Genomic DNA, 17,646 nt, shown 5'->3' with positions numbered 1-17,646 from the left:
GCTTTCGCCATGTCCAGCCCTGCGCTGCCGTCCCGGCAGCGGCTCGTGCCAGAGCGCGAACAGCTCGACCTGTTCCGTGCCCTGCCGGGCGACATGGCGCCGCGCGACAGCCAGGATTTGATGGCCTTTCCGTTCTTCTCGCTGGCGAAGTCGCGGCGCGTGGCGCCGATCGACTTCCGCGCCAGCGGCATCACGATCCGCGTGGAGGGAACGCAGGAGCATGGCATCGCCACGATTTGGGATGCAGATGTGCTCATTTGGGCGGCTTCGCAGATTGTGGAGGCGCGCGACGCGGGCTTGCGTCCATCGCGGCTCATGCAGGCCACGCCCTACGAGATCCAGCGATTCATTGGGCGCGGTACGTCGCTGCGCGACTACCAGCGCCTCAAGGCGGCCTTGGATCGCCTGCAATCCACGACGGTGGCCACGTCCATTCGGGAGACCACGGGAAGACGGCTGCACCGCTTCTCGTGGATCAACGAATGGAAGGAACTGGCCGATACCAAGGGCACGCCCTTAGGGCTGGAGCTGATCCTGCCGGACTGGTTTTACGCGGGCGTCATGGATGCCGCGCTGGTGCTGACCATCGACCCAGCGTATTTCCGGCTCACGGGCGGCATCGAGCGATGGCTGTACCGGCTGGTGCGCAAACACGGCGGGCGACAGCCGGGTGGTTGGCAATTCGATTTCCGACACCTGTATCGGAAATCGGGCAGTGCCACGCGCTTCTCAGACTTCGCCTACGACCTGCGCGCACTGGTCGCGCGGCAGTCGCTGCCCGGCTACGTCCTAGGCATCGAGCGGATGCCGGACAACAGCGCCGAGCTGCTGACCTTCCGGCCCGTGCCGTTCGCGGCACGGGGATAAACGGTGCGCAGCTTGTGGACGGGCTCGTGCTATCAGGAGTACGAGGTATCGTGCTATCGGGAGTACGACTCTCGTGCTATCAGGAGTACGGATCGGCCGCAAAGCCAATAACGGCGCGGGTTTCGGCCTCCCCTAACTTCCCTAACTTAAAACATCTAACTGGTAGTAGAAGCGCCGCACCTCGGTGGAAAACCGCCACGCGGCGCGAAGCACAGCGGCAACAACCGGGCTTTCCAACAGGGAGGGCCAGGCCATGATCGTCGCGCTGCTCAACCAGAAAGGCGGCGTCGGCAAAACCACGCTGGCTACCCACATCGCTGGCGAGCTGGCGATGCGCGGCCAACACGTCGTGTTGCTGGACGCCGACCCGCAAGGCTCCGCGCTGGACTGGACGCAGCGCCGCAGCCAGCAAGGTTTGCCAAGGCTGTTCAGCGCCGTGGGCCTCGCACGCGAAACGCTGCACCAGGAAGCGCCAGAACTCGCCAGGCGGGCCGATCACGTCGTCATCGACGGGCCGCCGCGCATCGCCGCCTTGGCGCGCTCCTCGCTGCTGGCGGCCGAGCGCGTGCTGATCCCGGTGCAGCCCAGCCCCTACGACCTGTGGGCCAGCGCCGAGATGGTGGCGCTGATCCGCGAGGCGCAGGTGTTTCGGCCTGCGCTGCGCGCGGCCTTCGTCATCAACCGGCGCGTGAGCACCACGGTGATCGGACGCGAAGCACGCGGCGCGCTGGCCGAGCAGCCGCTTCCTGCGCTGCGCGCGGAAGTGCATCAACGCATCGTGTTCGCCGACAGCGTGGCTGCTGGCCGGCTGGCACGCGAGACGGCGCCGGACAGCGTCGCCGCGCGCGAAATCACCGCACTGGTGGACGAACTGCTGCGGTGGCCGACATGAGCAGCCCCGCCAGCAAGCGCACGACAAAGCGCGTCGGCATCGGCGCGCGTCCGCCCGCGAATCCGCACGCCGAGGCGTGGATTCGCCAGGGCGACGCCGATGCGCTGGGCAAGGGCGACCTCTACACCGCACGCCTGACGCTCGACATCACGCCCGCAATGCGGGCGCGCATCAAGGTGTCGGCGTTCACGCAAGGCGTGACGGTGGCCGAACTGCTGCGCGGCCTGCTGGAGCGCGAGTTTCCAGAACAACGCAGGGAGAACACACCATGACCGCATCCGCTTCGTCTGCCCCCGCGCCTGTTGCCTTCGCGGCCACGGCTGCACCGTCGCCGCCACTCCTAGCACACGCGACGGGGCCAACATCAACGCCGCTAACGCGCGTTTCGCTGGCCTTCCTGGAGCACCGTTTCAAGCTCTACCTGCGCTTCGGCGAACCGGCGCGCACGCTGCGGCTCGACCGCTGGCGCAGTCTCGCCGTATTCATGCCGAATGCCATGTTCTGCCGCATTCGCTGGCAGTCCACCGACTACGGCACTGTTCGCTGGCAGCTCATGGTGATGCAGGCTTGCACGCCGCTGGACGCGGCGCAGCGCATCCCCGGTGTGCAGCCGGGCGCACGCCTGCTGCTGCACACCGAGGGCGAGAACCAGGTGCGCGCCGTGCTGGAGCGCATCGACGCCATCGAGGCGCTGGGGATCGCGCCATCCGCCGCTTCACCCGCGTACTGGCGCACGCTCGCCAACCGGCTCGCTGCGCGCCTGCCGCTGCCCGAATACACCGCCGAGCGGCACGCCGGATGGCTCATCGGGAGGGCGCTGCCATGACCGCCGTTTCGACTGTCGGCACCGCGCCGCGTCCTCGCTCACGCCTGCGCGCTCGCATCGTGCTCGCGTGCCTGTCTGCCTGCGGCCTCGCTGCGCTGGCCTGGGCGTCCTTCGTGCATCCGCTGCCGCGCATCATCTACAACCCGTCCGACAGCGTGGCGGTCGGCTGGTATCGCGTGGAACCGCTCCACCAGCGTACCGACTCGCTGCACCAGCCTTTGTCCGTTGGCAGCATCGTCTTGACCACGTTGCCGGCAGACACCGCCGCGCTGGCCGCGCAGCGCCGCTACCTGCCGGCGCGCGTGCCGCTGCTCAAGCGCGTGGGCGCCGTCGCGCCGCAAACGGTGTGCGTGTTTGATGCGCTGGTCTGGATCGACGGCGTGCCGGTGGCCGCCGTGCTGCCCGCCGACCGGCTGGGCCGTCCGCTGCCTTCCTGGCGGCAGTGCCGCCAGCTTCGGCCTGGCGAACTGTTCCTCTTGAGCGTGACCAACCCGGCGTCGTTCGACAGCCGGTATTTCGGGCCGGTCAGCGCATCCGCCGTGATCGGCGTCGCGCATCCGATCTGGCTGGAATCCCGCCCATGATGGCCGTCGATTCGCTGCACGTTGCCATGCATCTCATCGTGCCATCGGGCGTGTCGTCCTGCTGGTCGTCGCCGTGTCGTCGCGCGTGCAGTGCGGGTGCATTCGCACCGCACTTCGCGCTGTCTCCGGCGCAGCCGTCCAACGTGCAGGCGTCTTGCCTCGAACGCGCCCGGCCTGCGGCCGTATCCGCGTTCGCCGGCGCGCTGGCTGCTGGTGCAGCAGCGCCACCGGGCCGCGATTGCCGGGAGCGGATGCGGGAGGCAAATGCGGAAGGCAAGACAAAAGGACGCGGCACCGGGCCGCGTCGAAAGCCTGTCTGCACGTGGGGGTGGCGCGGCACGGAGCGGCTTTGCCGCCGTGCCGCTTGGGGCGCGAAGCCCGCGCCGATGCAGTCATGTCCACGTGCTTCGCACGCCCGGACACGCCAGAGCTTGCAGGGAGCCCAGCCATGACCAACCGCCGCGATGACGATTTCCGCATCCGCCCCAGCGCCCCGAAGAACCGGGGCCAGGGCTTCGTTTCCAAGGTGCTCAAGCAGGCAGGAAAGGCCAGCAGCGGCAAGTCGGCGGTGCGCCGTCCTGGCGGCAGTGGCAAGGGCGCCGGCATCGGCCAGCGGCCCGGCTCGCGGCTGGGACGCGGCCACACGGCGGCGCGCTTCGCGGGCGCGAAGCTCACGCCCATGTCGCGGCGCGTGACCATCAAGACGCTGCTGGTCAATCAGCAGCGGGCCAGTCCGCAGTCGCTCGCCAAGCACCTGCGCTACATCGAGCGCGACGGCGCCGGCCGCGACGGCGAGCCAGGCCAAGCCTATGGGCCGCAGACCGATGCTGCCGGCCTCGACGCCTTCAAGGAACGCTGCGCCGACGACCGGCACCATTTCCGCTTCATCCTCTTGCCGGAGGATGGCGCGGAACTGGACGACCTGCGCACCTACACGCGGCATCTCATGGGCCGCATGGAAGCCGACCTGGGCACACGGCTGGAATGGGTGGCGGTCGATCACTGGAACACCGACAACCCGCACACCCACTTGATCGTGCGCGGACGCGACGACACCGGCAAAGACCTCATCATCGCGGGCGACTACATCGCCGATGGCTTCCGGCATCGCGCGTCCGAGCTGGCGACCGAATGGCTGGGGCCACGCACCGAGCTGGAGATCCAGCAGACCTTGCAGCGTGAAGTGGATCAGGAGCGATGGACGAGCCTGGATCGCACGCTCAAACGCGAACTGGGCGACGATGGCTTGGTGCATGTCGAACGGTTCAACGAACCGCGGCTGCAACGCCAGCGCCTGCTGCTGATCGGCCGCCTGCAACGCTTGCAGCGCCTGGGCCTGGCCGACGAGATGCAGCCGGGCACCTGGGCCGTCCACGCCGATGCCGAAAAGACGCTGCGCGCCCTGGGCGAGCGTGGCGACATCATCCGCACCATGCAGCGGGCCATGCGCGGCGAGCCGCGCGAGCTGGCGGTGTTCGAGGCGGGCGACGATGGCCGAACCATCCTCGGCCGCGTGGCCGCGAAGGGGCTGGCCGACGAGCTGCGCGACCGGGGCTATCTGGTCATCGACGGCGTGGACGGCAAGGCCCACTACGTCGCGCTCAACACCCGCGACGAACTGGCGAACTATCCGGCCGGCGCGGTGGTGGAGGTGAAGGGATCGGCCGATGTGCGCGCGGCCGACAAGAACATCGCCGCGCTGGCGAGCGATGGCCTGTACCGCACCGACCACCACCTCGCCATCGCGCAGGGTCAGGCCATGCCCGGCCGCGATCCACAGGAAGTCGTCGCAGCCCATGTCCGTCGGCTGGAAGCCTTGCGCCGCGCCGGCATTGTGGAGCGCGTGGCCGAAGGTCTATGGAAGGTGCCGGACGATCTGCCCGAGCAGGGCCGCCGCTACGACGCGCAGCGCCTGGGCGGCGTGGCCGTGGAGCTGAAATCGCACCTGCCCATCGAGCGGCAGGCCCGAGTGATCGGGGCCACCTGGCTCGACCAGCAGTTGATCGGCGGCGGCTCGGGTCTGGGCGACCTGGGCTTTGGCGGCGAGGCCAAGCAGGCGATGCAGCAGCGCGCCGACTTCCTGGCCGAACAGGGACTGGCCGAGCGGCGCGGGCAGCGCGTGATCCTGGCGCGCAACCTGCTGGGCACGCTGCGCAACCGGGAACTGGCACAGGCCGCGAAGGACATTGCCGGCGAAACCGGCCTGGAGCATCGCCCGGTGGCCGATGGGCAGCGCGTGGCCGGCATCTACCGGCGCAGCGTCATGCTCGCCAGCGGGCGCTACGCGATGCTCGATGACGGCATGGGATTCAGCCTAGTGCCGTGGAAACCAGTGATCGAGCAACGGCTAGGTCAGCAACTTGCTGCCACTGTACGCGGCGGTGGCGTGTCATGGGAGATTGGACGGCAGAAAGGCATGTCCATCATCTGACGAGCAACCTGCTTCCGACGAGTCGAAACTGCGCCCATCCACGATCTGCATTCTCCCGCAATGGCGAGAGGCCAACTTAAGCGATGCGAGGCAGCGTTAGATCAAATTTAGTCGCTGTATCGCTGGACGTTGCCTGCACATGTCCACCATGAGCTTCGGCAATTGATTTGACGATGGCCAGCCCTAGCCCTGCACCTGCGTTCTTTCGTTGGCGGGCAGGATCTACTCGGAAAAAGCGATCGAATAACTTCGGCAGATCAGCCTCCGAAATTCGCTCGCCCGGATTTTCGACACTTATCGTTGTCCATCGCTCATCTTGCGCCAAAGCGACTGTAATACGCGACCCATAGGGAGTATGACGGATTGCGTTGGAAAGAAGATTGTTGAGCGCCCGCAGCAACATCTCACGATCCGCTCGTATTGGTTCGGCAGCACCCTTTGCGTAAAGTGTGATGTTGCGGTCTTCAGCTAATGCCTCGAAGTAGTCAAACAAACCTCGGATCAACTCAGCCAAGTCGATTTCGCCGAGGCGGAGATTTCGAGGGTCATTTTCCGTTTGAGCTAGAAACAACATGTCGCCGATCATGCGACTCATGCGATCAAACTCCTCCAAGTTGGAGTAGAGGATCTCCCGATATTCCTCTGCACTGCGGGGTTGCCCGAGCGCCACATGGGACTGCGTAATCAGGTTGGTAACGGGTGTACGCAACTCGTGCGCAATGTCGGCGGAAAAGTGCGACAGGCGGACAAACCCTTCCTCGATTCTGGCCAGCATGTCGTTGAAGGCGACCACAAGTTCAGCCAGTTCTATAGGTACGTCCAGAGGATCAAGTCTCACATCTAGCTTTGAAGAGCGGATCGTGCGAATCTCCTCGTTGACCTTGCGGATTGGAAGGTGGCCCCATTGCACGGCCAGCCAAGCCACCCCGAGCGCAATGCAGAGAACAAGGCAGGTCGCCCACCAGAGCATGCGCTTGAACTCTGCCAAGAAATCGAGATGAAAGCCGATGTCCATGGCAGCGACGATGCGGTAGCCAGGTGCCGCCGAATCGTCGGCAGGCAGTTGTAGCGCCACACCTCGATAAGACCTCTGATTCTCTTGCCACACCGTCAAATCGTCGGCGGTGATGCGGTTGACCAACTTTTTGCTGCTGGCAAGTTTCGACAGGTCAGGACCCGGCGTGGCATAGATGGTATTGCCCGGCCGATCATAGACACCATAGGTCATCCCATGATGTCCTGCCACTGCATTGGCTAAATGCTGCCGCAACTCATCTTTGTCCATGTCATTAGCGATCTGTCGCAACGGCTCTGCCAAGGCCGTGACCACTGCGTCCAGTTCATGGGCGTCCTGTTGGGCAAAGTGGTGCTCCAGGGATCTAACGACAACCCAGTTGAACGCTAGAAATACCAAGGTAGTGGCAATGCCAACCAGGGCCGTGACCCTCAATGCAAGCGACGCGGGACGGCTTCGCCGTGGCTTATGGCGCGAGGTCATCATCAGGCGCATCGAGCGTGTATCCCATGCCACGTACAGTGTGGATGAGCTTTGGATTGAACGCATCGTCGATCTTTGCGCGCAGACGACGGATGGCCACATCAATGACGTTGCTGTCGCTGTCGAAATTCATGTCCCATACCTGAGACGCAATCAACGAACGCGGCAGAACTTCACCCTGTCGGCGTGCCAGCAGTTCGAGCAACGCGAACTCCTTGCTGGTGAGATTGATGCGCTGACCAGCGCGCGTTGCACGTCGGCGCGGCAAGTCCAGCACCAAATCGGCAACTTGGATGCGATCAGGCTGGCTCGGAGCGCTTCCGCGTCGCAGCAGCGTCCGCACCCGCGCCAGCAATTCCGAGAACGCGAACGGCTTGACGAGATAGTCGTCTGCCCCCAGTTCCAACCCCTTGACGCGGTCATCTACGCTGCCACGTGCGGTTAGAAATAGCACAGGGACTTGTTTGCCAGCATCTCGCAGCGAACGCACGATGCGCCAGCCATCGACATCCGGCAGCATGACATCCAAGACCACCAAATCGTAGGTCTCGCTCATGGCCAAGTGGTGTCCGTCCAATCCGTTACGCGCCAGATCCACGACGAACCCTGCCTCCATGAGACCTTGGCGGACGTAATCCGCCGTCTTGTTCTCGTCTTCAACGACCAACAGCTTCATCGCATGCCCCATGAAATCGCTGCGGCGTAAGGAATTTTGCCGCCCACGATGCCCCATTCATCTGCTTCTTAGGGGCAATGTAATAGTCGCTTCCTGCCACGAAGATGACGCGACCATTACATGAATGTAATCCAAGGGTCATTCATCCGAAAGTGGTCACTCCATAGCATGACCTCCATGCGTCGAACCGTGCCGCCCAAGACCAAAGGCGGCTCTAAAGACGACTTTCAAGTTATCTATGGAGGATTTCAGGCCATGCCGCCTCGTTCGCCCTTTGTAATCGCGCCCCCACTGGGCCTGTCTCGTCGGCGTTTTGTTCAGGGGCTGGCCGCTGGCGGCGTCCTGGCCGGGCTGTCCACCCCGGCGCTCAGGGCATTTGCCCAACAAGGCTCCGCGACGCGCGGTGCCGCCCCTGTGCTGAAGGGCACCGAGTTCGACTTGGTGATCGCCGAATCGCCCGTGAACTTCACGGGCAAGCCAGGCGTGGCTACGACCATCAACGGCTCGCTGCCGGCACCGACATTGCGTTGGCGTGAGGGTGACACCGTCACAATCCGTGTGACCAACAAGCTGCGTGAAGCCACATCCATCCACTGGCACGGGATCATCCTGCCGTATCAGATGGATGGCGTGCCGGGCATCAGCTTCAATGGCATCGCTCCCGGCGAGACCTTCACGTACCGCTTCAAGGTTCAGCAAAGCGGCTCCTACTGGTACCACTCGCACTCCGGCTTCCAGGAACTCACGGGCATGTACGGGGCGATCATCATCGACCCCGCTGGTGCCGAGACCATCCGCGCCGACCGTGACCACGTGCTGCTGTTCTCGGATTGGACCGACGAAGACCCGATGCGGGTGTTCACCAAGCTCAAGTCCCAAAGCGGCTACTACAACTACAACCAACCTACCGTCTTCGACTTCTTCCGGGACGCCTCGCGCGACGGCATGGCCGCTGCGATCGACAAGCGCAAGATGTGGAACGAGATGCGGATGAATCCGACGGATCTCGCCGATCTGTCTGCCGCCACGCTGACCTATCTGGCCAACGGCGTCACCCCCGCCGGCAATTGGACGGCGCTGTTCCGACCGGGTGAGCGCGTGCGGCTGCGCATGGTCAACGGTGCGGGCAACACCTTCTACGACGTACGCATTCCCGGACTGAAACTCACGGTGGTGCACGTCGATGGTGTTGACATGGAGCCGGTGACGGTCGATGAGTTCCGATTCGGTCCGGGCGAAACCGTCGATGTGATCGTCCAGCCACGGGATGACGCTTACACGATCTTCGCCCAGGCGATGGACCGGACAGGCTACGCGCGGGCCACGCTGGCCGTGCGTGAAGGTCTTCAAGCTCCCGTGCCTGCCCTCGATCCGGTCGAATGGCTGACCATGAACGACATGATGGGCAGCATGATGGGGGGCATGGACCACGGCGGGTCCGGCCAAGCCATGGAGATGACGGGCATGACGGGCATGACGGGCATGACCGGGATGACCGGGATGGGCTCGGGTTCGATGTCCGGGATGGATCATGGGGCGATGGCTGGCATGAATCACGGCGCCATGAACCACGGTGGCATGGCGATGGATCACAGCCAACACGCCGCGGCGGCGGGGGGACTGGCCGTGCCCAGCACTACTGCTCGCCACGCTCGCACCGAGTATGGTGCCAGCACGGACATGCGCGTTGACATGGCGCGCACCAACCTCGATGACCCCGGCATCGGACTGCGCAACAACGGTCGGCGAGTGTTGACCCTCGCGGATCTGCATACCCCGTCGGGGCCGCTGGACAAGAGAGGCCCTGGCCGGGAGGTCGAACTGCACCTCACGGGCAACATGGAACGCTACGCATGGTCCCTGGACGGGCTGGAGTTCGGAAAGTCCACGCCGGTGCACTTCAAACACGGCGAGCGGCTGCGGGTCATTCTGCACAACGACACCATGATGACCCATCCCATGCACCTGCACGGCATGTGGAGCGAGCTGGAAAGCCCCGACGGTCGCTTCCTTGCGCGCCGCCACACCCTGCCGGTGCAGCCGGCACAACGCATCAGCTTCCTGGTGACAGCCGACGCGCTCGGCCGCTGGGCGTGGCACTGCCACCTGATGTTCCACATGGATGCCGGCATGTTCCGCGAAGTCGTGGTGTCTTGAACCCAGCGCACAAGGAAGACCAAGAATGTCCAAAGCACTCCCCACTCGCGCACTGGCCACGACGCTTCTGGCCCTGGTAAGCGTCGCCGCCCAGGCACAAGCACAGAACGACCATGCAGCGCACGGCCAGGCCGACGCTCAAACGGCCGCGCCATCCACTCAGACCGTGGCTCCTGCCGCCGACCCGCACGCGGGTCACGCGACGTCGGCGAGCGGCTCGACCGCGGCCCCGGCCATGGATCACGGCAACATGCAGATGCAGGGCGGGTCGGCGCCTCCTGACGCCCGCGATCCGCATGGCTACTCCAATGGCCTGACATTGGGATCGGGCGACTACGCCGTACCCGGTGTGCCGCGGCTGATGCTGGCCGACGAACACAGGTTCTTCTCGTTGCGCGGCGAAACCCTGGAACGCCGCTTCACGCGCAAAGGGGACGATTCCACGGCCTACAACCTCCAGGCTTGGTATGGGACGACCTACAACAAGGCCGTCGTGAAGGCCGAAGGCGATATCGCCAAAGGAAAGCTCGAAAAATCGCGTACCGAGCTTCTCTGGGGGCACGCCGTCGCACCGTACTGGGACACCCAGCTCGGCGTTCGGGTGGATAACGGAAAAGGCCCGAGCCGTCAATGGTTGGCTTTCGGCATCCAGGGCCTCGCCCCCTACTGGTTCGAGCTGAAGGCGACGGGCTACGTGGGAAGTGGCGGACGTACGGCGCTGCGTGTCGAAGGCAGCTACGAGCTGCTGCTGACCCAGCGACTGATTCTGGAGCCTCGTGCCGAATTGCAGTTCTATGGCAAGGACGACCCGGAACGCGGTATCGGCAAGGGCTTGGCCGAAGCGTCTGCTGGCTTGCGCCTGCGCTATGAATTCAGTCGCCAGTTCGCCCCCTACATCGGCGTGGAACGGGCGGGCAGCTTCGGACGCACCGCGGACTATGTGCGCGCCGAAGGTGGCCGCGCGCAGCAGACGCGCTGGGTGGCTGGCGTGCGATTCTGGTTCTAGAACCTTGTGGGTTTGATCATCTGATGAGAGGCAATCTATGAACATGCACTACGACAGAAGCCAGGGCAAAGTGCCGAGACGCCAAGCATTGATCGCTGGCTTGTTGGTGATGGCACTCGCAGGACCGAGCCTGGCGCAGAGCCGACCGATCGCCAAGGTGTGGAAGGACCCGAGCTGCGGTTGCTGCAAGGACTGGGTCTCACACCTGCAAGGCGCAGGCTTCGATGTGCAGGTTCTTGACACCGGGAACACGGCAGCGCGCACGCGGCTGGGCATCCCGCAGAAGTACGGTTCGTGCCACACGGCGCAGATCGGCGGCTATGCCATCGAGGGTCATGTGCCTGCCTCGGACATTCAACGCTTGCTGCGCGAAGCCCCGCAGGCCATCGGCCTCGCGGCGCCGGGCATGCCGGTCGGTTCGCCCGGCATGGATGGTCCGGCCTATGGTGGACGCAAGGACGCCTACGACGTGCTGCTGATCGGGAAAAACGGTAGTAGCACGGTCTATCAGTCGCATCGCTGACCATCCATCAACCCTTTTCCGTGGAGATATGCCATGCAGCATCAGCACACACAGACCCCCAGCGATCGTCCCCGGTTCTGGCGATCGCGCTACGGCGTGGCGTTCCTCATCATCGCCGCTGTCGCCGCGTATTTCCTGCTCAAGGAGCACACGGCACATGTTGCCGGCTATCTCCCCTTCCTGCTGCTGGCGGCTTGTCCGCTGATGCACCTGTTCATGCACCGTGGTCACGGCCACGGCGGACACGATCATGCCGCGCGTCAGGGTGAGGAAGGTGCCGCACCCGCCAAGGAGCAGAAGCAATGAGTCGCGTGCTCGCACCGTGCGAGCACGCGACGCCGCGCTTGTCTCCTTGCGCGCCTGCGGCCTGCTGCGATCACCAGACACCAACGGTTAACGGCGGAGGGCACTTGTCACTATGAATTCACCCAGCAAGTCTTCAGGACATGAGCACGCAGGCATGGCGGCGGGTGCCACAACGTCCGGCCCGCATACGCACCACCATCACGCCAGCCATGCCGGCAGTGACGACGCGGGCGGGTCCTCAAGCCACTCGCAGCCCGATGCCGCGACGCGCGATCCGGTGTGTGGCATGGCGGTCACGGCGGCGTCGGAGCACCGCTCCACGCACTTGGGGAACACGTACTTGTTTTGCAGCACCGGATGCAAGGCCAAATTCGACACCGATCCGGCGCGATATGCCAGCGGTGGCGCGGGCATAGGCACAGGCAGCGGCCATGCGCCGCATCACCATGCCAGCACCGCAGTTTCACCGGCCCCGGCGGCATCGCCAACCGCACCCGGAACGATCTACACCTGCCCGATGCACCCGGAGATCCGCCAGGATCATCCGGGAACCTGCCCCAAGTGCGGGATGACGCTGGAGCCCCTGCTGCCCGACCTCGACGACGACAACCCGGAGTTGCGTGACTTCTCGCGTCGCTTCTGGTGGACCTTGCCGTTGACGCTCGTGGTCCTGGCGCTGGCGATGCTGGGCGAGCGGCTGCACCTGATGGACATGGCTACGCAGAGCTGGGTCGAGTTGGTGCTGTCGTTGCCGATCGTGCTGTGGGCCGGCTGGCCCTTCTTCTCCCGCGGCTGGCTGTCCGTGGTCAACCGCAGCCCGAACATGTGGACACTGATCGGCCTGGGAACGGGTGCGGCATTCATCTACAGCGTCGTGGCAACCGTTGCGCCGGAAGTGTTTCCAGCCTCCTTCATGTCCATGGGACGGGTCGGCGTGTATTTCGAGGCCGCCGCCGTCATCATCTCGCTGACACTGCTCGGCCAGGTGCTGGAACTCAAGGCCCGCTCCCAGACTTCGGCGGCTATCAAGTCGCTGCTGGGGCTGGCGCCCAAGACCGCGCGGCGCATCAATGCGGACGGCAGCGAGGAAGACGTGCCGCTCAGCCATGTGCACGTCGGCGACCTGCTGCGCATCCGACCCGGCGAGAAGGTGCCGGTGGATGGCATCGTGCACGAGGGCAGCAGCTCGATTGACGAATCCATGCTGACCGGCGAACCGCTGCCCGTCAGCAAGCGCGCGGGCGACAAGGTCATCGGGGCCACACTCAACACCAACGGCGCGCTGGTCATGCGTTCGGAGCGGATCGGCTCGGACACCGTTCTATCGCAGATCGTCCAGATGGTCGCCCAGGCGCAGCGTTCCAAGGCACCGATGCAACGCATGGCCGATGTCGTTGCCGGCTACTTCGTGATGGCCGTCGTCGCCATTGCGGTCACGACGCTCTTTGTATGGGGATTCTTCGGGCCACAGCCCACCTGGGTCTATGGACTGATCAATGCGGTGGCCGTCCTGATCATCGCCTGCCCGTGCGCGCTGGGTCTGGCCACGCCGATGTCGATCATGGTCGCAACGGGCCGTGGCGCCACGCAGGGCGTGTTGTTCCGCGATGCCGCGGCGATCGAGAATCTTCGCAAGGTCGATACCCTCGTCATCGACAAGACAGGAACCCTGACCGAAGGCCGACCTGCTTTCGATCAGGTCGTCGCAGCACGCGGCTTTACGAACGATGAGGTGCTGCGTCTTGCGGCCAGCCTGGACCAGGGCAGTGAACACCCCCTGGCCGACGCCATCGTGCAGGCCGCGCGTGCCCAGGGCCTCCAACTCGTGAAGCCTCAGAGCTTTGAATCGGGAACCGGCATCGGCGTGCGCGGAAAGGTTGAGCACCGGCAACTGGCGTTGGGCAACACAGTGCTGATGGAACAGTCTGGCGTATCGGTGGAACCGCTCGTACCCCAGGCCGAAACTCTGCGCGGCGAAGGGGCCAGCGTCATGTACTTGGCTGTGGACGGGCAACTCGCGGGTTTGCTCGCCGTATCCGACCCGGTCAAGGGCAGCACCCCCGAGGCCCTGGCCGCGTTGAAGGCTGCGGGCCTGCGGGTCATCATGGCCACCGGGGACGGGCAGACCACCGCCAAAGCCGTCGGTGCACGCCTAGGCATCGACGAGGTGCATGGTGAGGTCAAGCCGGCGGACAAGCTCATGTTGATCGAGCGGCTGCAGAAAGAAGGCCGCATCGTCGCCATGGCCGGAGACGGCATCAACGACGCGCCGGCCTTGGCGAAGGCAGACGTGGGCATCGCCATGGGAACGGGAACCGACGTGGCGATGAACAGCGCTCAGGTCACGCTGGTCAAGGGCGACCTGCGTGGCATTGCTGTCGCTCGCACGCTCTCGGTGAGTACCGTGGGCAACATGAAGCAGAACCTCATGTTCGCCTTCCTCTACAACGCGCTGGGCATCCCCATCGCCGCCGGGGTTCTCTATCCCCTCACGGGCTGGTTGCTGTCGCCCCTGATCGCAGCATTGGCGATGAGCCTGAGTTCGGCATCGGTCGTGGGCAACGCCTTGCGGCTGAGAGCGAGCCGACTGTGACCGAAACATCTTTCAGAACCAACAGGAGTCTGCTATCGCCCAGCGAACCGTTTCTTTCGTTCCACGCCGTTGCGAAGGTGCAAGCCTTATCTCGGCATTTCGTTCTTAAACCACACCTCACACATCCAGGTAGAAACTTCTATGACCCGTTCACATTTCATCGCCAAGCTCGTCGCGCCGATCGCTGCTGGCCTGTTCGCCACCGCCGCATTCGCGCATCCTTCGCTGGTGTCTTCAACGCCGGCCGACAAGTCGCAGGTTTCCGCGCCAGCCACCATCGAGCTGAAGTTCTCCGAAACGCTGGTGCCGCAGTTCTCCGCCGCAAGCCTTGTCATGACGGGCATGCCGGGAATGGCGAGCCATGGCCCGATGAAGATCAACGCCAGCGTCGCGGGTGCCGGCGACGGCAAGACCATGGTCATCACGCCGGCACAGGCGCTCCAGCCGGGCGACTATCGCGTCGAATGGCGTGCCGTCTCCTCGGACACGCATCCGATCACGGGTAACGTCACCTTCAAGGTGAAGTAAGCCCATGGCCGGGGATTGGTTGACCATCGTCCTGCGCCTGGCGCTTTATCTGGACCTGGCGGCGGCGTTTGGCGTCGCCATGTTCGGACTCTATGCTTTGGGCAACGACGAGCGATCCTCGACGATCTCGCGCCGCTATCGCGTACTCATTGGCGCATCCGCCGCCATCGGCATTGTCCTGTCGATGTGGGGCATGACGGTCATGGCCAAGGCCATGTCCGGCGCCCAAAGCTACGCGGAGCTGTCAACGCACGTTTTCGACATGCTCATTACGGGCACGCACATGGGCATCGCCTGGTGCATTCGCATCCTGGCGTTAGTGACGTGTGTGCTCATCGCAGTGTTGCGCATGAATTCAACACTGCGTTTTGCAGCGATGGCCGCTTCCAGTGGTGTGGCGTTGGCGACCCTTGCATGGGCGGGACATGGCGCCATGGATGACGGCGTGCGCGGATACATTCATCTCGCTTCGGACATCACGCACCTCTGGGCGGCCGGTGCCTGGGTAGGCGCATTGATCGCGTTCTTGGTGCTTGCGGCGAACAAACCAAATACCGGGCAAGGCTCAGTAGAGATCCTGAGCCGAACATCCAATGGTTTCGCTCGGATAGGTACTGTGATCGTGGCGGCACTCGTCGTGACCGGAGCCCTGAATTACCTGTTGATCGCTGGGCCATCGCTTGATCCGCTCTTCTCAACGCTCTATGGCCGCCTGCTCGTAGGAAAACTCCTGTTGTTCGGAGGAATGCTCGCGCTGGCGGCAGCCAATCGGTTTCGACTGAGCCCAAGTCTGGAGGCGGCATTGAGAACAGGCAACCACGCACACGCGGTCGTCAAGCTACGGCAGAGTCTGTTCACGGAGGCGACATTAGCCGTTCTGGTTTTGGCGAGCGTTGCGTGGCTTGGCATCCTTTCTCCCAACGGCACCTAATCCTTGACTGGCACCAAATGACAGCACATGAATTGAATGTAATGCACGGGTAAGCGATCTGTAGATCGCGCGCTTCTACATTTAACGGCGCGGCGCAAGTTGTCGTCGTTTTCACAAAGGAGTCGATCATGAAATCGCAAATTGTCATTGCCGCCCTGTTGAGCGCCCTCTCCGTGCCTGCCTTCGCCGGTCATGCAGCAGCCCAGGCAGCCAAGGAGATGGTTCCGCTGGCTGACGGGGGAACGCTGTACGTCTTCAAGGATGGAAAGATGGCACAGGAAAGTCGCTTCGGACGCGCCGTGTATCAATCCATCGGCGCCTCAGTGGCGACGAAGGACGGGCGGAACATTGCCATTACCAGCAATGAAGTTGCTCGCCTCAGCTCGCTGCTTGAACAGGAGCACGGCGGGTAATTCGCGCGATCTGCTGATGCCTCCCAATGGCGTCAGAAAGAAGTCCCAGCGCCTGTCCGATTCGGATAGGCGCATGGCCTTCGGTGACTACCCCGGACAGAAGATTCAATGTGTAGGTTCAAATAACACTTAATAGGAGATTGATTTGTGGAGCTTCGTCATCTACGGTGTTTCCTCGCTGTAGCAGAGGAGCTTCACTTTGCCCGCGCTGCCGAGCGGTTGCACATCGACCAATCTCCGTTATCTCGCACCATCAAGGAGTTGGAGGAAGAACTCGGCGCACGCCTGTTTGTCCGCACCACTCGCAGCACACAACTGACCCGCGCTGGACGGCTGTTTCTGGAGCACGTTCAGCGAGTCTTTACAGTGCTGGAGCAGGCCCGCGATAGTGTCAAGTCCGCCGCCAACGGCTTTTGCGGCCAGTTGCGTATTGCCTTGTCCGATGGCGTCACGCCTTCGCGCCTGCCGGCATTGCTGGCGCGCAGCCGCGAAGAGGACCCCGAGGTGGAAATCCGATTGTTCGAGGTGCCTTTGGATCAGCAGATCAAGGGGCTTCATAGCGACCTGTATGACGCGGGCTTCTCGATGGCAGAGGATGCAGGTGATGGCATCATCGTCACTCCTGCATGGGAAGACGAATTGATGGTGGCGGTACCAGCCCGCCATCCGGTGCTTGCCTTCAAACAGATCCCGCTGAAGGAGGTGTTGCGCCATCCGCTGGCGCTGGGCGACCCAGCAGTGTGCGAAGGCCACGCGCGCCAGGTCGATCGGTTCCTACGCACATGCGGACAAGAGCCGCTGATCGCGCAGCGCGTGGCGACCTTCGACGTGATGATGACTTTAGTCTCCGCCGGCTTAGCATTGGGCTTGGCGGGCGAGGCGCACATTGCTTCCAGCCGCGAGCCGGGAGTCGTGGCCCGGCGCTTGGCGGGCAAGCCGACTATGCTCATGACCTATCTGCTGCGCCGCGATACGGAGCCGTCCGAAATGCTGGCTCGATTTATCGAACGAGTAGATTTTATTGATTCGGCTGATGAACTCGGCATCCCCGAAGACCTTCCACGCGACCGATAGTAGGAATAAGGCTATGAACAAAGTGATATTGCTGATATTGGTCACTGCACTGCCTGCATGCGGTCCTTCTCAACCTTCGGAAACCGTGGATGCGCTCGTAGCCAATCCCGAACGCATCAAAGAGATTCAACGTCAATGCAAGGAAGACCGCGCGAAGGTTGGCGACGAACTATGTCTGCGTGCTGCCGAAGCCGCCAAACGGCGATTTTTCGGTGATCGGCCCGAGCAAAAATCCAAGTAGGTTATCTCTCGGTCGCTTCGCTGCGACGAAGTTCTCGCTGTTACCTCACTACGCCGCAATGCGCTCGCGCTTGCGGCGTTTTTATTGCTTTCGCCACTAA

18 protein-coding genes are annotated in these 17,646 nt (G+C 63.6%); 16 read left to right on the top strand and 2 right to left on the bottom strand.

Going from position 1 to position 17,646, the window contains the following annotated elements; all coding sequences use genetic code 11:
• Positions 1–9 precede the first annotated feature (9 nt).
• The 6 genes from H0523_RS11350 (at position 10) to H0523_RS11325 (ending at position 5,600) form a co-directional block, all read left to right on the top strand.
• Positions 10–867 carry a replication initiator protein A gene (locus tag H0523_RS11350; protein WP_012202390.1) on the top strand — a complete coding sequence of 286 codons (858 nt, stop codon included), beginning with the start codon at positions 10–12 and terminating at the stop codon, positions 865–867.
• A gap of 253 nt (positions 868–1,120) precedes the next feature.
• Entirely contained in the window at positions 1,121–1,759 is a 639-nt protein-coding gene (gene parA, locus H0523_RS11345) for a ParA family partition ATPase (RefSeq protein ID WP_012202389.1), read from the top strand.
• Positions 1,756–2,031 (top strand): hypothetical protein, encoded by a 276-nt coding sequence (locus tag H0523_RS11340; protein ID WP_012202388.1) that lies wholly within the window; start codon positions 1,756–1,758, stop codon positions 2,029–2,031. The genes parA and H0523_RS11340 overlap by 4 nt, the downstream gene beginning before the upstream one ends.
• Positions 2,028–2,585 carry a DUF2840 domain-containing protein gene (locus tag H0523_RS11335; RefSeq protein ID WP_012202387.1) on the top strand — a complete coding sequence of 186 codons (558 nt, stop codon included), beginning with the start codon at positions 2,028–2,030 and terminating at the stop codon, positions 2,583–2,585. Before H0523_RS11340 ends, H0523_RS11335 begins: the two co-directional genes overlap by 4 nt.
• Complete coding sequence (locus tag H0523_RS11330; RefSeq protein WP_012202386.1) at positions 2,582–3,169, top strand: S26 family signal peptidase; 588 nt, start codon at positions 2,582–2,584, stop codon at positions 3,167–3,169. Before H0523_RS11335 ends, H0523_RS11330 begins: the two co-directional genes overlap by 4 nt.
• 448 nt (positions 3,170–3,617) lie before the next feature.
• Positions 3,618–5,600, top strand: coding sequence for a relaxase/mobilization nuclease domain-containing protein (locus H0523_RS11325; protein WP_033945451.1), 1,983 nt, complete (start codon positions 3,618–3,620; stop codon positions 5,598–5,600).
• A 76-nt stretch (positions 5,601–5,676) separates the two neighbouring features.
• Here the strand turns inward: H0523_RS11325 and H0523_RS11320 are convergent, their stop codons facing one another.
• Together H0523_RS11320 and H0523_RS11315 are read right to left on the bottom strand one after the other, a co-directional pair.
• A complete protein-coding gene (locus tag H0523_RS11320) occupies positions 5,677–7,098 on the bottom strand; it encodes a heavy metal sensor histidine kinase (RefSeq protein WP_428148544.1) in 1,422 nt (473 codons plus the stop codon).
• On the bottom strand, positions 7,082–7,774 hold the full coding sequence (locus H0523_RS11315; RefSeq protein WP_012202383.1) for a heavy metal response regulator transcription factor: 693 nt from the start codon (positions 7,772–7,774) through the stop codon (positions 7,082–7,084). Before H0523_RS11315 ends, H0523_RS11320 begins: the two co-directional genes overlap by 17 nt.
• A gap of 255 nt (positions 7,775–8,029) precedes the next feature.
• On the opposite strand from H0523_RS11315, the gene H0523_RS11310 reads away from it, so the two are divergent.
• The 10 genes from H0523_RS11310 (at position 8,030) to H0523_RS11265 (ending at position 17,546) form a co-directional block, all read left to right on the top strand.
• The gene (locus tag H0523_RS11310) at positions 8,030–9,931 is read left to right on the top strand and encodes a copper resistance system multicopper oxidase (RefSeq protein ID WP_012202382.1); all 1,902 of its coding nucleotides are present in this window, start codon (positions 8,030–8,032) and stop codon (positions 9,929–9,931) included.
• A 25-nt stretch (positions 9,932–9,956) separates the two neighbouring features.
• Entirely contained in the window at positions 9,957–10,937 is a 981-nt protein-coding gene (locus H0523_RS11305) for a copper resistance protein B (protein WP_012202381.1), read from the top strand.
• A 37-nt stretch (positions 10,938–10,974) separates the two neighbouring features.
• Positions 10,975–11,460: a DUF411 domain-containing protein gene (locus H0523_RS11300; RefSeq protein WP_003090303.1), complete on the top strand. Its 486-nt coding sequence runs from the start codon at positions 10,975–10,977 to the stop codon at positions 11,458–11,460.
• A 33-nt stretch (positions 11,461–11,493) separates the two neighbouring features.
• On the top strand, positions 11,494–11,766 hold the full coding sequence (locus H0523_RS11295) for a DUF2933 domain-containing protein (protein WP_008063316.1): 273 nt from the start codon (positions 11,494–11,496) through the stop codon (positions 11,764–11,766).
• Between the two features lie 154 nt (positions 11,767–11,920).
• Positions 11,921–14,359: a heavy metal translocating P-type ATPase gene (locus tag H0523_RS11290; RefSeq protein ID WP_079383069.1), complete on the top strand. Its 2,439-nt coding sequence runs from the start codon at positions 11,921–11,923 to the stop codon at positions 14,357–14,359.
• A gap of 141 nt (positions 14,360–14,500) precedes the next feature.
• Positions 14,501–14,887: a copper homeostasis periplasmic binding protein CopC gene (gene copC / locus H0523_RS11285; RefSeq protein WP_008063308.1), complete on the top strand. Its 387-nt coding sequence runs from the start codon at positions 14,501–14,503 to the stop codon at positions 14,885–14,887.
• 4 nt (positions 14,888–14,891) lie between these two features.
• Positions 14,892–15,818: a copper homeostasis membrane protein CopD gene (copD, locus tag H0523_RS11280; RefSeq protein ID WP_008063304.1), complete on the top strand. Its 927-nt coding sequence runs from the start codon at positions 14,892–14,894 to the stop codon at positions 15,816–15,818.
• 128 nt (positions 15,819–15,946) lie between these two features.
• A complete protein-coding gene (locus H0523_RS11275; RefSeq protein WP_016451563.1) occupies positions 15,947–16,231 on the top strand; it encodes a CopK family periplasmic copper-binding protein in 285 nt (94 codons plus the stop codon).
• Positions 16,232–16,378: 147 nt separating this feature from the next.
• Positions 16,379–17,305: a LysR family transcriptional regulator gene (locus tag H0523_RS11270; protein ID WP_012202378.1), complete on the top strand. Its 927-nt coding sequence runs from the start codon at positions 16,379–16,381 to the stop codon at positions 17,303–17,305.
• Positions 17,306–17,318: 13 nt separating this feature from the next.
• Positions 17,319–17,546: an EexN family lipoprotein gene (locus H0523_RS11265; protein WP_016451559.1), complete on the top strand. Its 228-nt coding sequence runs from the start codon at positions 17,319–17,321 to the stop codon at positions 17,544–17,546.
• Positions 17,547–17,646: the final 100 nt, after the last annotated feature.

The sequence above is a fragment of the Achromobacter insuavis genome, assembly GCF_902859645.1.
Taxonomy (GTDB): domain Bacteria; phylum Pseudomonadota; class Gammaproteobacteria; order Burkholderiales; family Burkholderiaceae_B; genus Achromobacter; species Achromobacter insuavis.
The sequence above is the reverse complement of the archived record's forward strand: the minus strand, read 5'-3'. Positions and strand labels throughout refer to the sequence as shown.

Excerpts from the sequence above, each read along its gene's own strand:
- H0523_RS11350 (WP_012202390.1), top strand. The coding sequence starts at position 10 with ATGTCCAGCCCTGCGCTGCCGTCCCGGCAGCGGCTCGTGCCAGAGCGC.
- parA (WP_012202389.1), top strand. The coding sequence starts at position 1,121 with ATGATCGTCGCGCTGCTCAACCAGAAAGGCGGCGTCGGCAAAACCACG.
- H0523_RS11340 (WP_012202388.1), top strand. The coding sequence starts at position 1,756 with ATGAGCAGCCCCGCCAGCAAGCGCACGACAAAGCGCGTCGGCATCGGC.
- H0523_RS11335 (WP_012202387.1), top strand. The coding sequence starts at position 2,028 with ATGACCGCATCCGCTTCGTCTGCCCCCGCGCCTGTTGCCTTCGCGGCC.
- H0523_RS11330 (WP_012202386.1), top strand. The coding sequence starts at position 2,582 with ATGACCGCCGTTTCGACTGTCGGCACCGCGCCGCGTCCTCGCTCACGC.
- H0523_RS11325 (WP_033945451.1), top strand. The coding sequence starts at position 3,618 with ATGACCAACCGCCGCGATGACGATTTCCGCATCCGCCCCAGCGCCCCG.
- H0523_RS11320 (WP_428148544.1), bottom strand. The coding sequence starts at position 7,098 with ATGACCTCGCGCCATAAGCCACGGCGAAGCCGTCCCGCGTCGCTTGCA.
- H0523_RS11315 (WP_012202383.1), bottom strand. The coding sequence starts at position 7,774 with ATGAAGCTGTTGGTCGTTGAAGACGAGAACAAGACGGCGGATTACGTC.
- H0523_RS11310 (WP_012202382.1), top strand. The coding sequence starts at position 8,030 with ATGCCGCCTCGTTCGCCCTTTGTAATCGCGCCCCCACTGGGCCTGTCT.
- H0523_RS11305 (WP_012202381.1), top strand. The coding sequence starts at position 9,957 with ATGTCCAAAGCACTCCCCACTCGCGCACTGGCCACGACGCTTCTGGCC.
- H0523_RS11300 (WP_003090303.1), top strand. The coding sequence starts at position 10,975 with ATGAACATGCACTACGACAGAAGCCAGGGCAAAGTGCCGAGACGCCAA.
- H0523_RS11295 (WP_008063316.1), top strand. The coding sequence starts at position 11,494 with ATGCAGCATCAGCACACACAGACCCCCAGCGATCGTCCCCGGTTCTGG.
- H0523_RS11290 (WP_079383069.1), top strand. The coding sequence starts at position 11,921 with ATGGCGGCGGGTGCCACAACGTCCGGCCCGCATACGCACCACCATCAC.
- copC (WP_008063308.1), top strand. The coding sequence starts at position 14,501 with ATGACCCGTTCACATTTCATCGCCAAGCTCGTCGCGCCGATCGCTGCT.
- copD (WP_008063304.1), top strand. The coding sequence starts at position 14,892 with ATGGCCGGGGATTGGTTGACCATCGTCCTGCGCCTGGCGCTTTATCTG.
- H0523_RS11275 (WP_016451563.1), top strand. The coding sequence starts at position 15,947 with ATGAAATCGCAAATTGTCATTGCCGCCCTGTTGAGCGCCCTCTCCGTG.
- H0523_RS11265 (WP_016451559.1), top strand. The coding sequence starts at position 17,319 with ATGAACAAAGTGATATTGCTGATATTGGTCACTGCACTGCCTGCATGC.